The organism is Streptomyces sp. NPDC047028, assembly GCF_040644095.1.
GTDB lineage: Bacteria > Actinomycetota > Actinomycetes > Streptomycetales > Streptomycetaceae > Streptomyces.
The window spans coordinates 48,688-65,761 of record NZ_JBEYVS010000028.1 but is presented as its reverse complement, the minus strand read 5'-3'; the positions used below and the strand labels follow the sequence as shown (position 1 = coordinate 65,761).

Here is a 17,074-nt window from a genome sequence, read left to right as displayed (position 1 = left end):
ACAACTAGTTCAAGTTTCAAGAACCCGCCCCGTACAGTGGATCCCATGAACACGGCAACGGACCCCGCCGACCGGCACCGCTGGCTCACCGACGACGAACAGCGCGTCTGGCGCGCCTATCTGCACGCCACGACCCTGCTGGAGGACCACCTCGACCGGCAGCTCCAGCGGGACGCAGGGATGCCGCACATCTACTACGGCCTCCTCGTCACCCTCGCCGAGGCGCCGCGCCGCCGACTGCGGATGACCGAGCTGGCGATGAGGTCGAAGATCACCCGCTCCCGGCTGTCGCACGCCGTCGCGCGCCTGGAGAAGAACGGCTGGGTGCGCCGCGAGGACTGCCCGGGCGACAAGCGGGGCCAGTTCGCCGTGCTCACCGAGGAGGGCCTGGAGGTGCTGCGGCGGACCGCGCCGGGCCATGTGAACGCCGTACGCCAGGCCATGTTCGAGCGGCTGACGCCGGAGCAGCAGAAGGCCCTCGGCGAGATCATGGAGATCGTCGCCGAGGGCCTTCAGCCCAACGAAGCGGGTGCGGACCTGCCCTGGCTCCGCTAAGCCGTCGCCGTACGCCCGGTCAGTGGGCCACCACCGGCACCGGCACCTCGTCCTCGACGCCCTGGCCGTCGCCCGTGGCCACCGTGGTGGAGCCTGGGCGGCCGGCGTTGATGAAGGTGAAGGCGATCAGCGCGGCCAGGCCGAGGATGCCGACGGCGAACCAGATCGCGGTGGTGTAGCCGTGCACCATGCCCTGCAGCCCGACCAGCTGCTGCTGCGGCTTGGAGGCGGCGCCGGCGATGTGGTCCTTGATGTACGACGTCTTCGCGGACGCGGCGATGGTGTTCAGCAGGGCGGTGCCGATCGCGCCGCCCACCTGCTGCGAGGTGTTGACCATCGCGGAGGCGACACCGGCGTCCCGGGGCTCGACACCGGTGGTGGCCAGGGACATGGCCGGCATGAACGCCGTACCCATGCCGAGGCCGAGCAGCAGCATCGCGGGCAGCAGCAGAGCGGCGTACGACGACCCGATCTCCATCTGCGTCAGCAGCAGCATGCCGATGCCGGCGACCAGGAAGCCGGGGCCCATGAGCAGCCGGGCCGGGGTCCGGGTCATCAGGCGGGCGCCGATCTGGGTGGAGCCCGTGATCATGCCGACGATCATCGGCAGGAACGCGAACCCGGTCTTGACCGGCGAGTAGCCCTTCACGATCTGCAGGTAGTAGGTCAGGAAGAGGAACAGGCCGAACATGCCGATGATGGCGAGGCCGAGCGAGAGGTAGACACCGCCGCGGTTGCGGTCGCGGACCACGCGCAGCGGCAGCAGCGGGGCCTTGACCCGGGACTCGACGAGCACGAACGCGAGCAGCAGCACCACGGAGGCGACGAACATCGAGACGGTCAGGGTGTCGCCCCAGCCGTCGGACGCGGCGCGGGTGAAGCCGTAGACCAGGGCGACCAGGCCGAGGGTGGAAAGGATCACGCCGGGGATGTCGAGCGGGGAGCGGTTGCGGCCGCCCTTGGGCTCACGGATGACGAAGTACGCGCCGAGCGCGGCGACGATCGCGAACGGCACGTTCACGAAGAAGGTCCAGCGCCAGTCCAGGTACTCGGTGAGGAAGCCGCCGAGGATCAGGCCGACGGCACCGCCGCCACCGGCGATCGCGCCGTAGATACCGAACGCCTTGGCGCGCTCCTTGGCGTCCGTGAACATCACGGCGAGCAGGGACAGCGCGGCCGGGGCCAGCAGGGCGCCGAAGACACCCTGGAGGGCGCGGGCGCCGAACATCATCGCGCCGGTGGTGGCGGCGCCGCCGAGCGCGGAGGCCGCGGCGAACCCGGTCAGACCGGTGACGAAGGCCCGCTTGCGGCCCCACAGGTCGGCGATCCGGCCGCCGAACAGGAGCAGGCCGCCGAAGGCGAGGGCGTAGGCCGTGATGACCCACTGCCGGTTGCCGTCGGATATGCCGAGGTCCTGCTGGGCGGAGGGCAGGGCGATGTTCACGATGGTGGCGTCGAGGACGACCATCAGCTGGGCGAGCGCGATGAAGACGAGCGCTTTCCAGCGGTTCGCGTCGCCGCTGTTGGCGGTGGCGCCGGGAGCCTTGAGGGCTGTTTCGGACATGGTGGTACCCACTTCGGGACTTCGTGACGGAAAAAGAGCAGGTGAGGGCAGGGTCGGGTGGGGGCAGCGGTCAGTGAGGCGGTGGGCGCCGGGCGCGGCGCGCGTACACAGAGGGAGACTGGTGCCGTCCCCCGGACTCATCGGCTACGGCGTGGTCGGTCGCGGCCGGATTCGGTTCCGCTGCCGGACTCGAAACGGTGACCGGACTCGGTTCGGTGACCGCCGGACCGGGCGGTTCAGTGACCGCCGGTCCGCGTGGTCAGCACTGACGCAGTTCCTCCAAGGTGATGGCCGTACCCGGAAGGACGGCGTGGGCCGGGGCCCGCAGCCCGTCCAGGAACAGCTGCAGATGACGGTGGACGAAGCGGTCGGCGACCAGGCAGTCCGTGCCGGCCGGGGGCCGGCTGATCTGCGCGACGCCTATCAGCAGGTCGCCGACGCCCACGTCGGGGCGGAGCTGGCCGGCCGACTTGGCTCTGATCATGACCTCCTCGACGAGGTGCTCGACCCGGGTGCGGGCCGCTTCCAGGTCGGGGTGGTGCTGGTCGAAGGTGCTGGACACCATCGGGCACAGCGCGCTGATCCGCTCGTCGGCGGCGCTGTGCGCGAAGCGTTCCAGCGCGGCGAAGGCGTCCCCCTCCGCGAGGGCCCGCTCGGCCGCCTCGGACGTACGGTCCATGACGGTGCAGACGACCTCGCGGACGAGGGCGTCGCGGTCGGGGAAGTTCCGGTACAGCGTGGCGTTGCCGACGCCGGCCCTGCGGGCGATCTCGTCGAGCGGCACCCCCGCGCCGTGCTCGACGAACATCTCCTGGGCGGCGGTGACGATCCGCTCCCGGTTGCGCAGGGCGTCGGCGCGGGGCCGGGGCACCTTGCGCTGTACGGGGGTGGCGGTCTGCACGGCGGACTCCTCGACTGCTGGGCTGATGGTGGCCGGCTGAGGCCGGCGACCTTCTCGAAGCTGGTGGCGATCCGGGGAAGCTCTCCCCGTTTCGTTCGGACACACTGCTAAACGGGGAACGGCTCCCCGTTTGTTTCCCATCTCGGGAAAGATTTCCGGTGACCTGGCTCACAGCACACACGGCGGCCCTCCGGGCGGCCGACTCACCCCACTTCACCCCGATTTCACACCCCTGCGGGCTGTAAATCCCACGATCGGTCGCCTCCAGCGCGCGCCTCCCGCGCCCGCGACACAGGGTGAGCGCATGGGTGCAGTCGGAAACCGGCGGCTGCCGTGGAGCGAAGGGTCCATGCATGCAGCCGCAGCCGCACCGCCGTCTCATACGCCCGCGCCGTGTGGCCGCCCTCGCCCTCGTGACCGCCCTGACCTTCGCGCTGAGCACCGCGGCCGGCACCGGCCACCTGGCCACTCCGACCACCGCGGGCCCCGTCGGCCAGGCCCGCACCCCCGCGCTCGCCTCCTGCATGATCAACGGCGGTCTCGGCGTCCAGATGACCGAGGGCATCCCCACCCCGGGCGGCTACGCCCCCTCCACCGGCACCGTCCACGCCCTCACCCTGATGATCGACTTCTCCGACGCGCCGGGCCGGGGCAGCGCCCTCAGCCGCTTCCACGAGTTCTTCCCGCAGACCCGCAAGTGGTTCGCGACCGCGTCGTACGGCCGTCTCGACTACCGCCCCGAGACCCCCATCCCCACCTGGCTGCGCATGCCCAGACCCTTCCGGTCCTACGGCATAGAGCGCGGCGCCCCCTTCGACCCCGGGTACCGGCAACTGGTCCAGGACATCGTGGCCGCCGCCGATCCCAAGGTGGACTTCCGCTCGTACGACCTGCTGAACGTGCTCGTCACCCCCAACGCGGGCCCCTCCGCACTCGACACGGTCCTGTCCGTGACGTTCGCGGGCAACAGCGAGGCCCCGGTCGCCGACGGCGTGCCCATCGCCAACGCGTCCTTCGTCTACTCCCGCCAGGACGACGGCTCCGGCTCCTACGCCAAGACCGGCTACCGCGTCCTGCCCCACGAGAACGGCCACGTCTTCGGCCTGCCCGACCTCTACACCCAGGCGGGCGGCGGCTCCGTCGGCCACTGGGACATCATGAGCGAGGACTGGGGCGCCGACAACGACATGCTCGCCTGGCACAAGTGGAAACTCGGCTGGCTGGACGCCTCCCAGGTCGCCTGCGCCGCCCGCTCCGGCTCCACCGACTACACCCTGACCCCGCTCTCCCGGGCGGGCGGCGGGAAACTCGTCTTCGTCCCGCTGGACGGGCGCACCGGCTACGCCCTGGAACTGCGCACCCAGAGCGGCAACGACGAGGACGTGTGCCGGCCGGGCATCCTCATCTACAAGGTCGACTCCACGATCGACACCGGCCGCGGCCCGGTCAAGGTCTACGACTCCCACCCGAACAGCGGCGGCTGCACCCGAAGCCCCAACGTCCAGGCCGAACTCTCCGACGCCCCCTTCACCCCGGGCGAGTCCTTCAGGGACGTACGGCACGCCGTGACGATCCGGGTCCTGGGAACCGACATGGACGGGAACTACCGGGTACGGGTGACGCGGGGCTAGCAGACACCGGCCCTCTCCACCAACATCCGCACACATTTCCTCAAGCGCGGCGTGCAACGGCGGCACGAAGGCGGCCAGTTCAAGATCCGGCACCTCATCCCCCGCCTCCAGCACGGCCCCCAGCACGGCGAGGAGCACCGCAGCCGCCTCCACAGCGTGCACATCGGCGAGCGCCTCCGGATACCCCCCCCCGTCCCGCGCGACGACGAACGCCTCCTTGCCGGTAGCCGGATCGACCCCGATGCTGCGGGCCCGCCCACACCCGCTCATACGGCACCCCCGATGCCGACGCACCCCTCAAGGGCGTCCCGCTCGCGCTCCCACAGCACGAGGTACGGCCGCACCAGCGGGGCTCCGTCAACGAAGACGACCTCGACCTGCGGCCGACTCCGGACCCCCTGACCGGCCCACCTCGCCGCGAGGTACGACGGCACGGCACCGGCCCGGCGCCTGCCGCGCGGCGGCAAAAGGAGGTCCAGGACAGCGCCCACTGGGCTGCGCACAGGTCGACTCCTACTCAGTCGTCTGTGGCCCTGGTGAGGAAGCAGCCGCTTCCCACCGCGGCCGCTGCGTTTCGAGCCCACCATATCCATAGATAACCGTGGATAACTACGGATGCATGGAAAGCCGTGGTCACCCACGCTGAACGGATGGAGCTTGATCGCACCCGTCCACTCTGGCGGCAGATCGCGGCAGAGATCATCAGCCGCATCGAGAACGGCACCTACCCGCCGGGCAGCCGCGTGCCGTCCACCTTGGAGATCGCCCAAGAGTTCAGCGTCGTCAACGCGACGGCGGCCAAGGCGATGCGCCACGTACGGGAGAAAGGTTGGACCCGGGGCGAAGTCGGCCTCGGCACCTTCGCCTCCGACCCCCTGCCCGGCTCCCCCGGCGCACCAAGCTAGCCATGCGGGCCTGACGCACCAGGCTCCATCCCCCATGCGGCCGCATCCGCTACCCTGTTCCTCAGTCAGCCGGTTTCCCGGCGACCACTTTGCCGGGGACTCCCGACATCGCCCCGCCTTCGTAGCTCAGGGGATAGAGCACCGCTCTCCTAAAGCGGGTGTCGCAGGTTCGAATCCTGCCGGGGGCACCAGGCAAAGGCTCCGGACCGATCGTGGTCCGGGGCCTTTGACATCTACTTTTGACATCAGCGGGGCGGTCACTGACGACCGGGGCGCTTCCGCAACAGCCGATCCAGGTGGCTCATGGCCTCGCGCTGCGTGTCCTGGACGACGTGGGTGTACAGGTCCGTGGTGATGCTGATCCGGGAGTGCCCCAGAATCTCCATCACGACGCGGGGCGCCACTCCGGCCGCCGTGAGCAGGGTCGCCGTGCCCTGGCGCGCATCGTGCAGCCGGATCACGCGGAGGCCGGCGGACTGGGCGACGCGGGTGAAGGAGCGGTAGAGGTTGCGCGGCTCGACCGGGCGGCCTGTCCGAGTGGTGAAGGCGTACGCGGACTCCTGCCACCCTCCCCCGCCTTCACGCGAGCAGCCGCCTGACGCCGGCGATGCCGGCGCAGGGGCGCGATGCAGAGGGCGGGCAGAAAGAAACGGCACGGCGGCAGCGGCTCTTCGGATCGTCGTGGTGGAAGACGCCAGGGCGACGCTGCATCTACTGGCGGACGTAGAGCACCCGGTTGTCGAGGTCGATGTCCGACCAGCGAAGCCCGACGATCTCTCCCCGACACAGCCCCACCCCGACAGCGAGCGCGAAGGCCGCGCGGAGCTGGTCGGTGCGGGCGGCTCGCCGATCGGGTCTTCGACCACGACAGCGACCAGGGCCACACAGTCACCGCGGAGCTGTACGCAAAAGCACTCCGGGGAGGTCATCCGTGCTGCGTCAGGAAAGTCCCAGCGGCTTCCGGCGCGAGTGCTGGAACGAAGACCTCCTGAGCAGCTGGGGCCGGCACCTGGCATCCTTCGACGCCTACTCGGCACCACAGGCCGACCGATGGGTGACGGTGGCACTCCGCACGATCTCACCGGCCTTGCACCCGGACGCTTCCGACGAGGCGCGGGAGTGGCTGCACGACGGCCGCACGGAGACCAGACGAGACCTACTGCGCTCGGAGCTCTGCACGGTGTCGGTCACACACGTCGGCACCCGCGCCCACTTGGACCATCCGACCAATGGCCTTCCTGCCATTCGCACACCGCCAGAGTGCCGAACTCCCGCCTTGCTCAGAGGAGTTCAAGCCCACGCCAGGCCGTCAACAGCACATGACCCTCAGTGAGGTGATCGCGTGGCGGAGACGCACGAGACAAGGCGCATACCCAAGCAACGCGGAGAACTCACCGATGTGTACTGGCGCCTTCAGCCAGCGATCTTGGCTCGAGCCTCGAAGACCATGGCCCCAACGTCGTGCTTTACCGGGCAGGTCCACAGACTGCCCGACGCGCCGGAAGCTAACGGGGCCATGATCACTCGCGCCAAAGCAGCTCCCGGCCGAAGCCGCTCCACCGCCCACGGGGTCACAGCTTGGACCATGGCCGGTTGGCGCCCAGGCTTAGTACGCTCAAGGACTCGGTGCGGGACTCAGGGGGACAAATGGTGGGCATTCTGATCTGGCTTATCGGAAGCTGCTTCCTCTTTTTCGGATTGTTCTGTTTCTTCATAGCCCTTCTGATGTTCTCGAGCTGGCGGCAGGGCATAGAGCGAGCGACGTTCCCGAAGTTCCTGCTGTGGGCAGGCGCGGGGTTCGGCTCGGAGGGGCTCATGTACGTTTTCTACTCGTGGAAGCCGTGAAGGCTGACGTCGGCTGCGGTTCATGAGCCGTACGCCGGCTCGATCGAATCCGGGGCCGCCGGCGGGCCGTCCAAGGGCGCTCAACGACAGCCAACGCTGACAACCGCCGACGGCTAAGTCACAGGTCGCAGCGTTGGTCGAATCCAGAGCCGCAGGTCAGAGCCCGGCCCTTCACTTCTTCTACTGCCCCGCCACCGGCGAGAGGAACGGCTCCGCCACTCCGCTGTCAGTGCCACATGCTCTACTACGGCACAGAACAGGACCGGTGAGCGACGGAGACCGACATGGGCGTGTTGTACGACTACTTCCACGCGATCGACCACGCCACGGCGGTTACCCAGGCAATCGGCCCCGATGGCGACTGGCTCCGCGGGACACCGCTGGAGGAGACGGGCGCGGACTGGATCGACGCGAAGGGATTTGACCCGAACGTCGTGGTGGCCCAACTGGTCGCGTACGCCCATGGCGTCTCCTTCTCCGGTGAGCAGGATGCGCCGGAACTGATCTGGCCCGAACCGCCGTGCCCCGAGGGTGAGTCCACCGACCTTGACTCGCCCTGGAACACGGGCCTGGTGCTCGAACAACTCCCCGATCGCTGGCGGGATGTCCTCGCCACCCTCCCAGAGGACGCAGTGCCGATGGTGGCGGCTCAGTGGTACGAGATCGAGGAGGTCGACTTCGCCGACTACCTCCACGCCAAGGAGGCGGTCGCCATGTTCACGGCCCTGGCCCGCCGCGCGCAGATGGCGGGCGCCCACCTTTACTGCCGATGCAGCCCGTGAAGCTGCCCATCAACCAGCGTCTGCAAATGGCTCGTAGCGTGTGTCCGATTCTCTGTTGCCAGGACCCGTACGGCGATCTGATTCCACCTTCACGGGCAGGTCACTGCGTCAGTCCGCGCAGCCTCGGGGTAGTTTCCGGGCCGGCCGGGGGGGGGACAGCGGCGGCCGCAGACGGGGAGCGTCGGAGACAGGTGCGACATTTCTCCCGCCCGACGCCGCACGGGGCGCGTGGGTGGCTACGAGAGACCAACGGCTGACTACGTCCGTTTTCAGCCAGTGGGTTCGGCGGTCCAGATGATGGCCGGGGGAACGACGCGGGCGCACAGTGGGCAGCCGGTCGCGTCGGTGAGGCCGAGGCGTCCGACGAGCAGACCGGTGTGCGTCGCGGCGTCGAGTACGTCGGTGGGTACGGCGCCGAGGAGCAGTTTGGCGCGGCGGAACATGGTGAAGGTGCCGGTGTCTTCGACGGTGCCCCAGGAGAGGTAGATGAACCGTTCGCCGCAACGGCCCTGGATGTACGGGCCCTTGACGTCGATGCCGCTGGGCGCGGCGGTCGCCGTGCACGGCAGGGTCCAGGTCACCGCGGTGGCGTTTCCGGGCTGAGGGTCGAGGAGTTCGCCGGGGGGGGCGCTGCGCTGTACGGCGACGTGAATGTTGCGGTAGGCCTGCGCAGCGGCGTCGGCGAAGGCCGCCGGCGGGCAGAAGAGGCCGGGCAGGTCGGTGGCGTCGATGCGGATGCGCAGGTCGTTCGTCATGTCCACCGTCCTCGTCGCGCGAACCGGTGCGCACGTTCGTCTCCCACGGCTGCTCCAGCGAGTTCCAAGTGTGCCCGCAGGGCGCCCGATGCAAAGCGGTCCGGTGCCTCCACGCGCTCCTGGGCATGGCTTCGCCGGTGAATTCCGGGTGCTGGGTGAGACTTCTCCCCGGGGCCTCGTGCACTCATCGGCGATAGGCGGTGGCTGCGACGGCCGGCAGGACGGCGAGGGCGAGGACGCCGCCGGTGAGGGCCAGGACGGGGTAGCTGGTCGCGGCGACCACGATCCCGGAGGAGATGCCGCCGGTGGCGCCGGCGATCGCGATGGAGACATCGACCATGCCCTGGGTCTTCGCACGGGTGGCGAGCGGCACGGTGTCGGTGATGATCGCCGTGCCCGAGACGAGCCCGAAGTTCCAGCCGAGGCCCAGCAGGGCCAGGGCGAGCGCGAGGACTGCCACGGAGTCACCTGGCGCGTCGGCGGCGACGATGCCGGCGGCCAGGAGGGTGAGGCCGGAGGCAGCGGCGACCTTCAAGCGGCCGAAGCGGTCGACGAGCCAGCCGGTCAGCGGTGACGGCAGGTACATGGCCCCGATGTGGACGGCGATGACGAGGCCGGAGGCGGCAGTGCCATGACCGTGGTCGCGCATGTGGACCGGGGTCATCGTCATGATCGCGACCATGACCAGTTGGGTGAGGACCATGATGAGCGCGCCCAGAACGACACCGCCACGACCCGCCTGAGCGGACGCGGTTGGGTCGGCGGTGGTGGCGCTCGGCTCGGTGGCGGCGAGGCTGCGGGCCACCAGCAGCGGGTCGGGGCGCAGGCGGGTCGCCAGGACGAGGGCGGCGAGGGCGTAGGCGGCGCCGGACAGCAGGAACGGGCCTGCCAGGCTGGGGATGCCGAGGCCGTCGGCGAGGTGGCCGGCGGGGGCAGCGAGGTTGGGTCCCGCGACGCCGCCGAGGGTGGTGGCGACCAGGACGGTGGAAACGGCGCGGGCGCGGTGGGCGGGGTCGGCGAGGTCGGCACCGGCGTACCGGGCCTGAAGGTTGGTGGCGGTGCCCGCGCCGTAGACGAACAGGGCGAGGAACAGCAGGACCGGGTTGTCCAGGACGGCTGCGGTGATGACGCCGACGCTGCCGATGGCTCCCGTGAGATAGCCGGCGGCCAGGCCCGGTCTGCGGCCCCGGGCCTGGGAGACGCGGCCGACGGCCACCGCGGTGAGCGCCGACCCGGCGGTGAACAGGGCGCTGGGCAGCCCGGCGAGGCTGGTCGTGCCGAGCATGTCCTGGGCCAGCAGGGCGCCGACGGTGACGCCGGCGGCGAGACCTGCTCCGCTGAGGATCTGGGAGGCGACCAGGACACGCAGAATGCGGCGCTGTGCTTGGGCGGCGTCGGGTATGGAGCCCGTCCTACTGGACGGTGCGGTACTGGTCATGTCTCTTCCCAGGTCAGGGGCGGCCAGGGCCGCGTCGCCTTGAGGCGGGCGGTAGGGGGGCGGGTGGCGGGCAGACGGTCAGGTGGCTGCCGGGGACCGTCCCCGGAGATGAGATGTGCGCCCGGCTCCGGACGTACGCGCCCGGCCCCGCCTCACTCCGGATCCCTGGGATCGACGGTCAGCTCGGCCAGGCGCCACTCCAGCATGCCGTCGTCGAGGCGGATGGCCCGGCGTCCCCGATCGGTCAGCAGCCGTACGGCGTCGTACGCCAGTACGCAGTACTCACCTCGGCAGTAGACGACGATCTCTGTCTGTTCGGGCAGCTCGTCGATGCGGTCGGCCAGTTCCTCGACCGGGATGGAGACCGCCCCCGGGATGTGCCCGGCCCGGTACTCCTCCGCCGGCCGCACGTCCAGCACCACCACGTCACCCGCCGCCGCACGGGCACGCAGCTCCTCGCGGCTGACCTCGGCCGTGCCGTCGTCACCCAGGTAGGCGTCCCGCGCTGCGGGCACAGCGGCCTGATGGCGCTCGGCGACCTTGCGGAGCAGCGCGAACAGTTGCGCCACGTCGTCCCCGGCGAGCCGGTAGTGGATGCGCACCCCCTCACGGCGGGTGGCGACGAACCCGGCCTGCTTGAGGGTCTGCAGGTGCGCCGAGGCCGTCGTCAGGTTCAGTCCCGCCGCCTTGGCCAGGGCGTCCACCGTGCGCTCGCCCTGCGCCAGGAGGTCCAGCAGCTCCAGGCGTTTTCCGCTGGCCAGCGCCTTGCCGCTGGTCGCGAAGGCGTCGTACAGCCGCGTCTTGGCATCCGCCCTGCCGTTTCCCGTCATGCCATCCTCCATAGATCCATGGAATAGTGTAGATGGAAGGGGAGGCCGTGACCACACGCCCTCCCGCATCCGCCTCCTGGAGGACCCATGGGCTTCGCCGACGATCACCTGATACCCCTGGTCGACAACGGACTGGGCAACAGTGCCTACCTGGTCGACCTCGGCGACGGCCGCGCCCTGGCCGTGGATGCGAGCCGCGACCTGCGCGCACTGCGGGAAGCCGCCGAGCGGCGCGGCCTCGTGGTGGCGTACGCGGCGGATACGCACCTGCACGCGGACTTCCTCTCCGGCGCCCTCCAGCTCGCGCACGACCAGGGAGCCACCGTCCTGGCCTCCGCCGCCGGCCGGCGCGCCTTCTCACACCGCGGTCTGGCCGAGGGGGACGAGGTCGATCTGGGCGGACTGACCCTGCGTGCCCTGGCCACCCCCGGCCACACGGACGAGCACCTCGCCTTCCTCCTCCTGGACGGCAGCCGCGAACTGGGCGTCTTCACCGGGGGCTCGCTGATCGTGGATTCCGCCGCCCGCACCGATCTGCTCGGCGCCGAGCGCACCGAGGATCTCGCCCGCGCCCAGTATCGCTCGCTGCGGCGGCTGGCCGCCCTGCCCGACGAGACCCGGGTGTGGCCCACCCACGGAGCGGGCTCCTTCTGCTCGGCCCCGCCCGGCACCGAACGCACCTCCACCGTGGGAGAGCAGCGGAAGGCCAACTCACTGCTGACCGCCCCGGACGAGGACACCTTCGTACGACGGCTGCTGGCCGGCCTGGGCAGCTACCCCGCCTACTTCGACCGGCTCGCCGAGGTGAACCAGCGGGGCGCCGCCGTTCTCACCTCCACCCGACCGCTGCCCGCCCTCGACGTCGGTCAGGTCAAGGCTCTGCTCGCCGACGGCGGTCACGTGGTCGACGTGCGCCCGGCGGCCGACTACGCGGCCGGCCACATCCCCGGCTCCCTGTCCATCCCGCTTCGCGACCAGTTCGCCACCTGGCTGGGCTGGCTCCTGCCCGACACGGCCCCGCTCGCCTTCGTCGCCGACCACGACCAGGACCTCAACGAGATCGTCTGGCAGGCGTACAAGATCGGCTACGAGCGTCTCGCGGGGCACCTCGCAGGAGGCATGGCCGTCTGGCCGGCCGACGGCGACCAGCGATCCACCACCACGTTCGCCACCGCCGACCGCATCGGCGACGGCCCCTACCTCGACGTACGGCAGGAAGCCGAGTTCGCCGCCGGGCACGTCCCCGGCGCTGTCCACATCGAACTCGGCGACCTCGCCGATCGCGCTGCCGAAGCCCCCGTGGAGCCGATCGTGGCCTGCGGCCACGGGGAGCGCGCCATGACCGCCGCCAGCCTCCTCGAACGCGCGGGCCACACCGGCATCACCGTCCTCGACGGCGGACCGGCCGACTACGCCACCGCCCACGGTCAGCGGCTCACCGACGGCTCTGAGGGAACAGAGGGAACTGAGGGCGAGCGCACCGTCTCATGAAGACCCCACCAGGGACCACGGCACCGTCCGACGCGGCCGGGCGTCCCGTCCGCCTGGGCCTGCGGGAGAACCGGCTCCAGTTCACCCTGCTCGTCGTGGTCAACATCTGCGTCGGCGGCCTCGTCGGCCTCGAACGCACCACCGTCCCCCTGATCGGCGGCCGCGTCTTCGGCCTCACCAGCGACCTGGCCGTCTTCTCCTTCATCATCGCCTTCGGCGTCAGCAAGGCACTGACCAACCTCGCCGCAGGTGCGCTGACCGCTCGGTTCCGCCGCAAGCAGCTCCTCGTCACCGGCTGGCTGATCGGCATCCCCGTCCCCTTCGCTCTGGCCTGGGCGCCCTCATGGGGCCTGATCGTCGCCGCGAACGTCCTGCTCGGCCTCAACCAGGGCCTGACCTGGTCGATGACTGTCAACATGAAGATCGACCTCGTGGGCCCCGCTCGCCGAGGCTTGGCGACCGGCCTCAACGAAGCCGCCGGCTACACCGCCGTGGGCGCCACAGCCGTCCTCACCGGCTACCTCGCCACCACCCACGGCCTGCGCCCCGTCCCGGAGCTCATCGGCGTGGTCTTCGTCGCCGCCGGGCTCGCCCTGTGCCTCGTGGTCCGCGACACCGCCGCCCACGTCGCTCTTGAAGTCGCCCAGCACGACAAGCCCCTGACCACCGGCGAGGACACCGGCCTGAAGGCCACGTTCGCCCGTACCTCCTGGCACGATCGCTCCCTGCGCGGCGCCAGCCAGGCCGGACTCGTCAACAACCTCAACGACGGTCTGACCTGGGGCGTTTTCCCCCTGCTCTTCACCGATCACGGACTCGGTCTGGCCGCCGTCGGTCTCATCAAGGGCCTCTACCCGATCCTGTGGGGCCTCGGGCAGACCTACACCGGCCATCTCTCCGACCGCGTCGGCCGCAAACCCCTCATCGTGTCCGGCATGCTCGTCCAAGCCGTCGGATTCGTCCTCGCCCTCGCCCTCCTCGGCCACCCCCTGCTCGCCGGAATCCTCTCCGCGGTGTTCCTCGGCATCGGCACCGCCATGGTCTACCCGGCCCTGATCGCGTCCGTATCCGACCACGCCCACCCCGCCTGGCGCGCCAACGCCCTCGGCACCTACCGCTTCTGGCGCGACGTCGGCTACGCGGCGGGCGCCCTGGTGGCCGGCGTCCTCGCCGACACCCTCGGCCTGAACGCCACCGTCATCGCCGCCGCCGTCCTCACCGCGGCCTCCGGCCTCCTCGCCGCCCGCTGGATCAGCGAACACCGAACCCTACGAACCTGCCCGTGACGTCGCTTGTGGCGCCGCAGCTCTCGCATCCGGGGAGACGTCTCCGAGGTGCCCCTCGTCCTGGTTCCTCAGTGAGCGGGCTCGCTGGTCGGGCACCGGCAGAGGGGGGAGGCGTGAGCGACATCAGCGTGTCGGTCAGGAGGGCGGTGAGGGTGGGGTGGTGTTGGCGGGCGTGGTGGATGGAGGCGGCCTTCATCCAGTGGCCGTGGCCGTGGCCGCGGTGCCGGGGGAGGACGGCGGTGCCGTAGTGCTGGGCATCGCCCTTGCCGTCGCCGGGGACGACCAGTTCGGTGAAGCCGGCGATGGAGCCGTCCGACTCGGCGGCCCCAGGAACGTGGTTGCACCGCTTCGGACTCGGCAAAGGGTTGAGCAACGGCACGTCGAATCCGGCGAACCGCCAGGTCACGGGGCCGACGAGCAGCCGGGGTTCCGGGCCGGTTACCGCTTCGCGCGCGCTCCCTCTCTGGGTGCGGCCATCCTGGAGGCGACGGCACGGACTCGCCGGGTCCGGCCCGGGAATGACTGGACGGTGGCGCGATGACCATCGATGTGACCAGGCAGCGTGTGATCCCTCTGTCTGTGGAGGAGGTGGCCGCCTATGCCATGGACTGGCGTCATGACGTGGAATGGACGCAGGGGATCCGCAGGGCGGAGCTTTCGCGGCCGGCGGACGGGGGTGGGTTCGGGACCGGGGCCGAGGTCACTCGTACGGCGTACTTCCTGGGCCGGCGCATCGACTACGTGCTGCGTGTGGCCGTCTGGGAACCTCCGCGGCTGCTGGACATGGTCTCCGTGACGGCTCCCATGCCGATGCACGTCACGTACTCCTTCGACCCGCACCCGGGCGGCGGCACCCTCGCCGGCATCCGCGTCCGGGGCGGCTCCGGGGGCGTCTTCCGCCTGCTCTCGCCCCTTCTGGCCCGGCAGGTCCACTCCTCCATCGGCAAGGACCTACGCGACCTGGAACGCCGGCTCACCGTCGCGAAGGGAGCGAGCTGATGGCGTACGACGAGGGGCTCGCCCAGCGGGTCCGGGAGCGGCTCGGGACGGACCCCGGTGTCACCGAAAGGAAGATGTTCGGCGGCATCGCCTTTCTGTGCCACGGCAACATGGCGGTCGGTGTGACCGGCGACGACCTCCTGGTCCGTGTCGGACCGGACGCCACCGATGCCGCCCTGGGCCGCCCGGGCGTGCGGCTCTTCGACATGACCGGCCGTCCGATGCGCGGCTGGGTCGTGGTCGCGGGCGAGAGTGTCGCGGAGGACGTGCGACTGGATGCCTGGATCGACGAGGGGCGTGCCTTCGCGGCAAGCCTGCCCGCCAAGTAGCGTCCCTGGGGCCCCGGGGATTCCCTACGACCTGCCTATCGTCAGGTCGGCCCGTGCCGCCCTGTGCAGGGTGTTCATGGCGTCGATGAGGGCCGAGCCCAGATCGGCGCGGCGGGCGGCGGGGGCGCCGGCCGGTTGCCGGGCGGATGTCAGCAGGGCCCAGAGCCGTTGGTTGACGGTCGCGGCGGCCTCGGCGGCGGCCTCTTCCGCCAGCAGGACGAGCCCTTCGAACAGTACCGAGCGGCGGGCCTCCGAGGTCTCCATCTCCACGAGCGCCTCGGCAGGGTCCTCGCCTCGTTCACGGGCTTCGAGTACGCGACGGGCGGCGCGGGACGCTTCCTTGACGCAGGCGACGTACTCGACGTAGGTGTCGAGTTTGCGCTCGTCCCACCGGGTGGCCATGCCCTGACGGAACTTGGCGCGCTCGGCCAGGGTCGTGGCGATGAACGAGGTGACCGCGCCCAGCAGAACGCCGATGATGGTGATGATCTGACTCGCCATGAGGTCAAGTTAGCGGGTGACTCTCACCCGACTGCCGTACGTGGGCGTGGGCCATCAGGCCGAGCAGGACTGCGAGGAGGACGGCGGACGAGCCGGCTGTGCCCAGGTTCAGGCCGCCCTTGACGGCCGGCTTGGTGAGGAGGTCCCCCGCGGTGGCGCCCAGGGGGCGGGTGAGGACGAAGGCGATCCAGAACAGGAGCACGTTGGGGACGGCGGGCACCCTCGTCAGGGCCAGCAGCGCGGCGAGTGCGGCGGTGACCAGCAGGGCGCCGCCGCCGTAGCCCAGGCCGGAGCTGTCCGAGAGGAAGTCGCCCATGGAGGTGCCCAGGGTGTTGGAGACGAGGATCGCGGACCAGAAGAAGGCCTCGCCCCGGAAGGTGACGATGTCCTGGATCTGGAATGTCAGACCGCTCAGCTTCCAGGCCAGGAAGATCGCCAGGAGGAGCGAGACGAGGATCGCCGCGCCGGTCGGGTAGCCCAGGCCCAGGCCCTGCGGTCCCCAGCCGAGCCTTGTCGCGCCGGGGGTGAGGTAGGCGGCGCTGGCGTCGCGGTTCATGAAGTCGGACATGGTGGTGCCGGCCATGGAGGTCGACAGGATCACGGTCCAGTAGAAGAACGGGTGGTAGCGGGACGAGCGCAGCTGGACCACCAGCGTCACCACGAAGACCAGGAACAGGGCGACCGTGGTGAGGAAGTAGCCGAGCTTCAGCGTCTGCGAGAAGAGGTCGCCCGCCGTCTCGCCCAGGGTCGTGGCGGCGATCTTCATGACCCAGAACGCCAGGGTGACCTCGGGCAGCTTCTTCATCACCGATCTGGCCGGGGCCGGGGTCCCCTCGGCCGTACTCGCGCCGTTCACACCGGTGAGGACCTCAGGTTGCTGCAAGCCGACCACTCCTGTGCGATGAGCCGGCCGCCGAAACGACGGCCCACTCCTGTGCGATGAGCCGGCCGCCGGAACGACGGCCCACTTCCGTGCGATGAGCCGGCCGCCAACGAGGGCCCACTCCTGTGCCGTGGAACGGCCGTCGGTGACGGCCGCTGTCTCCGACCGTGGCAGGGCAAGGCAAGAGGACCGGTGAAATGGGTCGCGTGGCTGGTCGGCTCGCGTGTCGGGCGGTGGGGGCGGGGGGGCGTCGGCTCACTTTCCTTCCTTGGCCGCGCACCGGGTCGTAGTACCGCGGTACCACCCGGACTCCGCCGTTCAGCCCCCGGTGCCACCGGATCCCGTGGCTCCCGCGCCTAGCGTGAGTGAGGAGGCGTCA

General features: G+C 70.4%; 17 protein-coding genes, 1 tRNA gene and 3 pseudogenes. 11 read left to right on the top strand and 10 right to left on the bottom strand.

Annotated features, from left to right (window positions below; all coding sequences use genetic code 11):
• The first annotated feature begins 45 nt into the window (after nt 1–45).
• Nucleotides 46–555, top strand: coding sequence for a MarR family transcriptional regulator (locus ABZ854_RS24230; RefSeq protein ID WP_361214318.1), 510 nt, complete (start codon nt 46–48; stop codon nt 553–555).
• Nucleotides 556–574: 19 nt separating this feature from the next.
• Here ABZ854_RS24230 and ABZ854_RS24225 read toward each other — a convergent pair whose 3' ends face one another.
• Nucleotides 575–2,119: an MFS transporter gene (locus ABZ854_RS24225; protein ID WP_361214316.1), complete on the bottom strand. Its 1,545-nt coding sequence runs from the start codon at nt 2,117–2,119 to the stop codon at nt 575–577.
• 259 nt (nt 2,120–2,378) lie between these two features.
• The gene (locus ABZ854_RS24220; protein WP_361214314.1) at nt 2,379–3,020 is read right to left on the bottom strand and encodes a TetR/AcrR family transcriptional regulator; all 642 of its coding nucleotides are present in this window, start codon (nt 3,018–3,020) and stop codon (nt 2,379–2,381) included.
• 353 nt (nt 3,021–3,373) lie between these two features.
• On the opposite strand from ABZ854_RS24220, the gene ABZ854_RS24215 reads away from it, so the two are divergent.
• Nucleotides 3,374–4,651: a M6 family metalloprotease domain-containing protein gene (locus ABZ854_RS24215; protein WP_361214312.1), complete on the top strand. Its 1,278-nt coding sequence runs from the start codon at nt 3,374–3,376 to the stop codon at nt 4,649–4,651.
• 266 nt (nt 4,652–4,917) lie between these two features.
• Here ABZ854_RS24215 and ABZ854_RS24210 read toward each other — a convergent pair whose 3' ends face one another.
• On the bottom strand, nt 4,918–5,154 hold the full coding sequence (locus tag ABZ854_RS24210; protein ID WP_361214310.1) for a hypothetical protein: 237 nt from the start codon (nt 5,152–5,154) through the stop codon (nt 4,918–4,920).
• 147 nt (nt 5,155–5,301) lie between these two features.
• Here ABZ854_RS24210 and ABZ854_RS24205 point away from each other — a divergent pair, with 147 nt between their 5' ends.
• Entirely contained in the window at nt 5,302–5,556 is a 255-nt protein-coding gene (locus ABZ854_RS24205; protein ID WP_361214308.1) for a winged helix-turn-helix domain-containing protein, read from the top strand.
• Between the two features lie 115 nt (nt 5,557–5,671).
• Nucleotides 5,672–5,747, top strand: a tRNA-Arg gene (locus ABZ854_RS24200).
• A 66-nt stretch (nt 5,748–5,813) separates the two neighbouring features.
• On the opposite strand, the pseudogene ABZ854_RS24195 reads toward ABZ854_RS24200, so the two are convergent.
• Nucleotides 5,814–6,403 (bottom strand): annotated as a pseudogene (locus tag ABZ854_RS24195) (site-specific integrase); the annotation flags it as partial.
• Between the two features lie 141 nt (nt 6,404–6,544).
• Here ABZ854_RS24195 and ABZ854_RS24190 point away from each other — a divergent pair.
• The 3 genes and pseudogenes from ABZ854_RS24190 to ABZ854_RS24180 all read left to right on the top strand — a co-directional run.
• Nucleotides 6,545–6,854, top strand: a pseudogene (locus ABZ854_RS24190) (hypothetical protein); the annotation flags it as partial.
• A gap of 349 nt (nt 6,855–7,203) precedes the next feature.
• The gene (locus ABZ854_RS24185; RefSeq protein WP_361214307.1) at nt 7,204–7,401 is read left to right on the top strand and encodes a hypothetical protein; all 198 of its coding nucleotides are present in this window, start codon (nt 7,204–7,206) and stop codon (nt 7,399–7,401) included.
• A 284-nt stretch (nt 7,402–7,685) separates the two neighbouring features.
• Entirely contained in the window at nt 7,686–8,183 is a 498-nt protein-coding gene (locus tag ABZ854_RS24180) for a hypothetical protein (protein WP_361214305.1), read from the top strand.
• A 269-nt stretch (nt 8,184–8,452) separates the two neighbouring features.
• Here the strand turns inward: ABZ854_RS24180 and ABZ854_RS24175 are convergent, their stop codons facing one another.
• The 3 genes from ABZ854_RS24175 to ABZ854_RS24165 all read right to left on the bottom strand — a co-directional run bounded on the left by ABZ854_RS24175 (nt 8,453) and on the right by ABZ854_RS24165 (nt 11,206).
• Entirely contained in the window at nt 8,453–8,938 is a 486-nt protein-coding gene (locus tag ABZ854_RS24175; protein ID WP_361214303.1) for a DUF5990 family protein, read from the bottom strand.
• A 184-nt stretch (nt 8,939–9,122) separates the two neighbouring features.
• Nucleotides 9,123–10,376, bottom strand: coding sequence for an MFS transporter (locus tag ABZ854_RS24170; protein WP_361214301.1), 1,254 nt, complete (start codon nt 10,374–10,376; stop codon nt 9,123–9,125).
• Between the two features lie 152 nt (nt 10,377–10,528).
• Nucleotides 10,529–11,206 carry a metalloregulator ArsR/SmtB family transcription factor gene (locus ABZ854_RS24165; RefSeq protein WP_361214299.1) on the bottom strand — a complete coding sequence of 226 codons (678 nt, stop codon included), beginning with the start codon at nt 11,204–11,206 and terminating at the stop codon, nt 10,529–10,531.
• An 87-nt stretch (nt 11,207–11,293) separates the two neighbouring features.
• Here ABZ854_RS24165 and ABZ854_RS24160 point away from each other — a divergent pair, with 87 nt between their 5' ends.
• Both ABZ854_RS24160 and ABZ854_RS24155 read left to right on the top strand, forming a co-directional pair.
• Nucleotides 11,294–12,697, top strand: coding sequence for an MBL fold metallo-hydrolase (locus tag ABZ854_RS24160; protein WP_361214297.1), 1,404 nt, complete (start codon nt 11,294–11,296; stop codon nt 12,695–12,697).
• Nucleotides 12,694–13,983: an MFS transporter gene (locus ABZ854_RS24155; protein WP_361214295.1), complete on the top strand. Its 1,290-nt coding sequence runs from the start codon at nt 12,694–12,696 to the stop codon at nt 13,981–13,983. The genes ABZ854_RS24160 and ABZ854_RS24155 overlap by 4 nt, the downstream gene beginning before the upstream one ends.
• 127 nt (nt 13,984–14,110) lie before the next feature.
• On the opposite strand, the pseudogene ABZ854_RS24150 reads toward ABZ854_RS24155, so the two are convergent.
• Nucleotides 14,111–14,356 (bottom strand): annotated as a pseudogene (locus ABZ854_RS24150) (GNAT family N-acetyltransferase); the annotation flags it as partial.
• A 164-nt stretch (nt 14,357–14,520) separates the two neighbouring features.
• On the opposite strand from ABZ854_RS24150, the gene ABZ854_RS24145 reads away from it, so the two are divergent.
• Nucleotides 14,521–14,982, top strand: a complete 462-nt coding sequence (locus tag ABZ854_RS24145; protein ID WP_361214293.1) for an SRPBCC family protein — start codon at nt 14,521–14,523, stop codon at nt 14,980–14,982.
• Complete coding sequence (locus tag ABZ854_RS24140; protein ID WP_361214292.1) at nt 14,982–15,311, top strand: TfoX/Sxy family protein; 330 nt, start codon at nt 14,982–14,984, stop codon at nt 15,309–15,311. The genes ABZ854_RS24145 and ABZ854_RS24140 overlap by 1 nt, the downstream gene beginning before the upstream one ends.
• Before the next feature lie 24 nt (nt 15,312–15,335).
• Here ABZ854_RS24140 and ABZ854_RS24135 read toward each other — a convergent pair whose 3' ends face one another.
• Complete coding sequence (locus ABZ854_RS24135; RefSeq protein WP_361214290.1) at nt 15,336–15,812, bottom strand: hypothetical protein; 477 nt, start codon at nt 15,810–15,812, stop codon at nt 15,336–15,338.
• A gap of 4 nt (nt 15,813–15,816) precedes the next feature.
• Nucleotides 15,817–16,695, bottom strand: coding sequence for a hypothetical protein (locus tag ABZ854_RS24130; protein ID WP_361214288.1), 879 nt, complete (start codon nt 16,693–16,695; stop codon nt 15,817–15,819).
• Nucleotides 16,696–17,074: the final 379 nt, after the last annotated feature.

What these genes read in the sequence shown, in the direction of transcription:
- ABZ854_RS24165 (WP_361214299.1), bottom strand. Translation starts at nt 11,206, where the DNA reads ATGACGGGAAACGGCAGGGCGGATGCCAAGACGCGGCTGTACGACGCC.
- ABZ854_RS24160 (WP_361214297.1), top strand. Translation starts at nt 11,294, where the DNA reads ATGGGCTTCGCCGACGATCACCTGATACCCCTGGTCGACAACGGACTG.
- ABZ854_RS24135 (WP_361214290.1), bottom strand. Translation starts at nt 15,812, where the DNA reads ATGGCGAGTCAGATCATCACCATCATCGGCGTTCTGCTGGGCGCGGTC.
- ABZ854_RS24230 (WP_361214318.1), top strand. Translation starts at nt 46, where the DNA reads ATGAACACGGCAACGGACCCCGCCGACCGGCACCGCTGGCTCACCGAC.
- ABZ854_RS24225 (WP_361214316.1), bottom strand. Translation starts at nt 2,119, where the DNA reads ATGTCCGAAACAGCCCTCAAGGCTCCCGGCGCCACCGCCAACAGCGGC.
- ABZ854_RS24140 (WP_361214292.1), top strand. Translation starts at nt 14,982, where the DNA reads ATGGCGTACGACGAGGGGCTCGCCCAGCGGGTCCGGGAGCGGCTCGGG.
- ABZ854_RS24205 (WP_361214308.1), top strand. Translation starts at nt 5,302, where the DNA reads ATGGAGCTTGATCGCACCCGTCCACTCTGGCGGCAGATCGCGGCAGAG.
- ABZ854_RS24215 (WP_361214312.1), top strand. Translation starts at nt 3,374, where the DNA reads ATGCAGCCGCAGCCGCACCGCCGTCTCATACGCCCGCGCCGTGTGGCC.
- ABZ854_RS24185 (WP_361214307.1), top strand. Translation starts at nt 7,204, where the DNA reads ATGGTGGGCATTCTGATCTGGCTTATCGGAAGCTGCTTCCTCTTTTTC.
- ABZ854_RS24180 (WP_361214305.1), top strand. Translation starts at nt 7,686, where the DNA reads ATGGGCGTGTTGTACGACTACTTCCACGCGATCGACCACGCCACGGCG.
- ABZ854_RS24155 (WP_361214295.1), top strand. Translation starts at nt 12,694, where the DNA reads ATGAAGACCCCACCAGGGACCACGGCACCGTCCGACGCGGCCGGGCGT.
- ABZ854_RS24145 (WP_361214293.1), top strand. Translation starts at nt 14,521, where the DNA reads ATGACCATCGATGTGACCAGGCAGCGTGTGATCCCTCTGTCTGTGGAG.
- ABZ854_RS24170 (WP_361214301.1), bottom strand. Translation starts at nt 10,376, where the DNA reads ATGACCAGTACCGCACCGTCCAGTAGGACGGGCTCCATACCCGACGCC.
- ABZ854_RS24175 (WP_361214303.1), bottom strand. Translation starts at nt 8,938, where the DNA reads ATGACGAACGACCTGCGCATCCGCATCGACGCCACCGACCTGCCCGGC.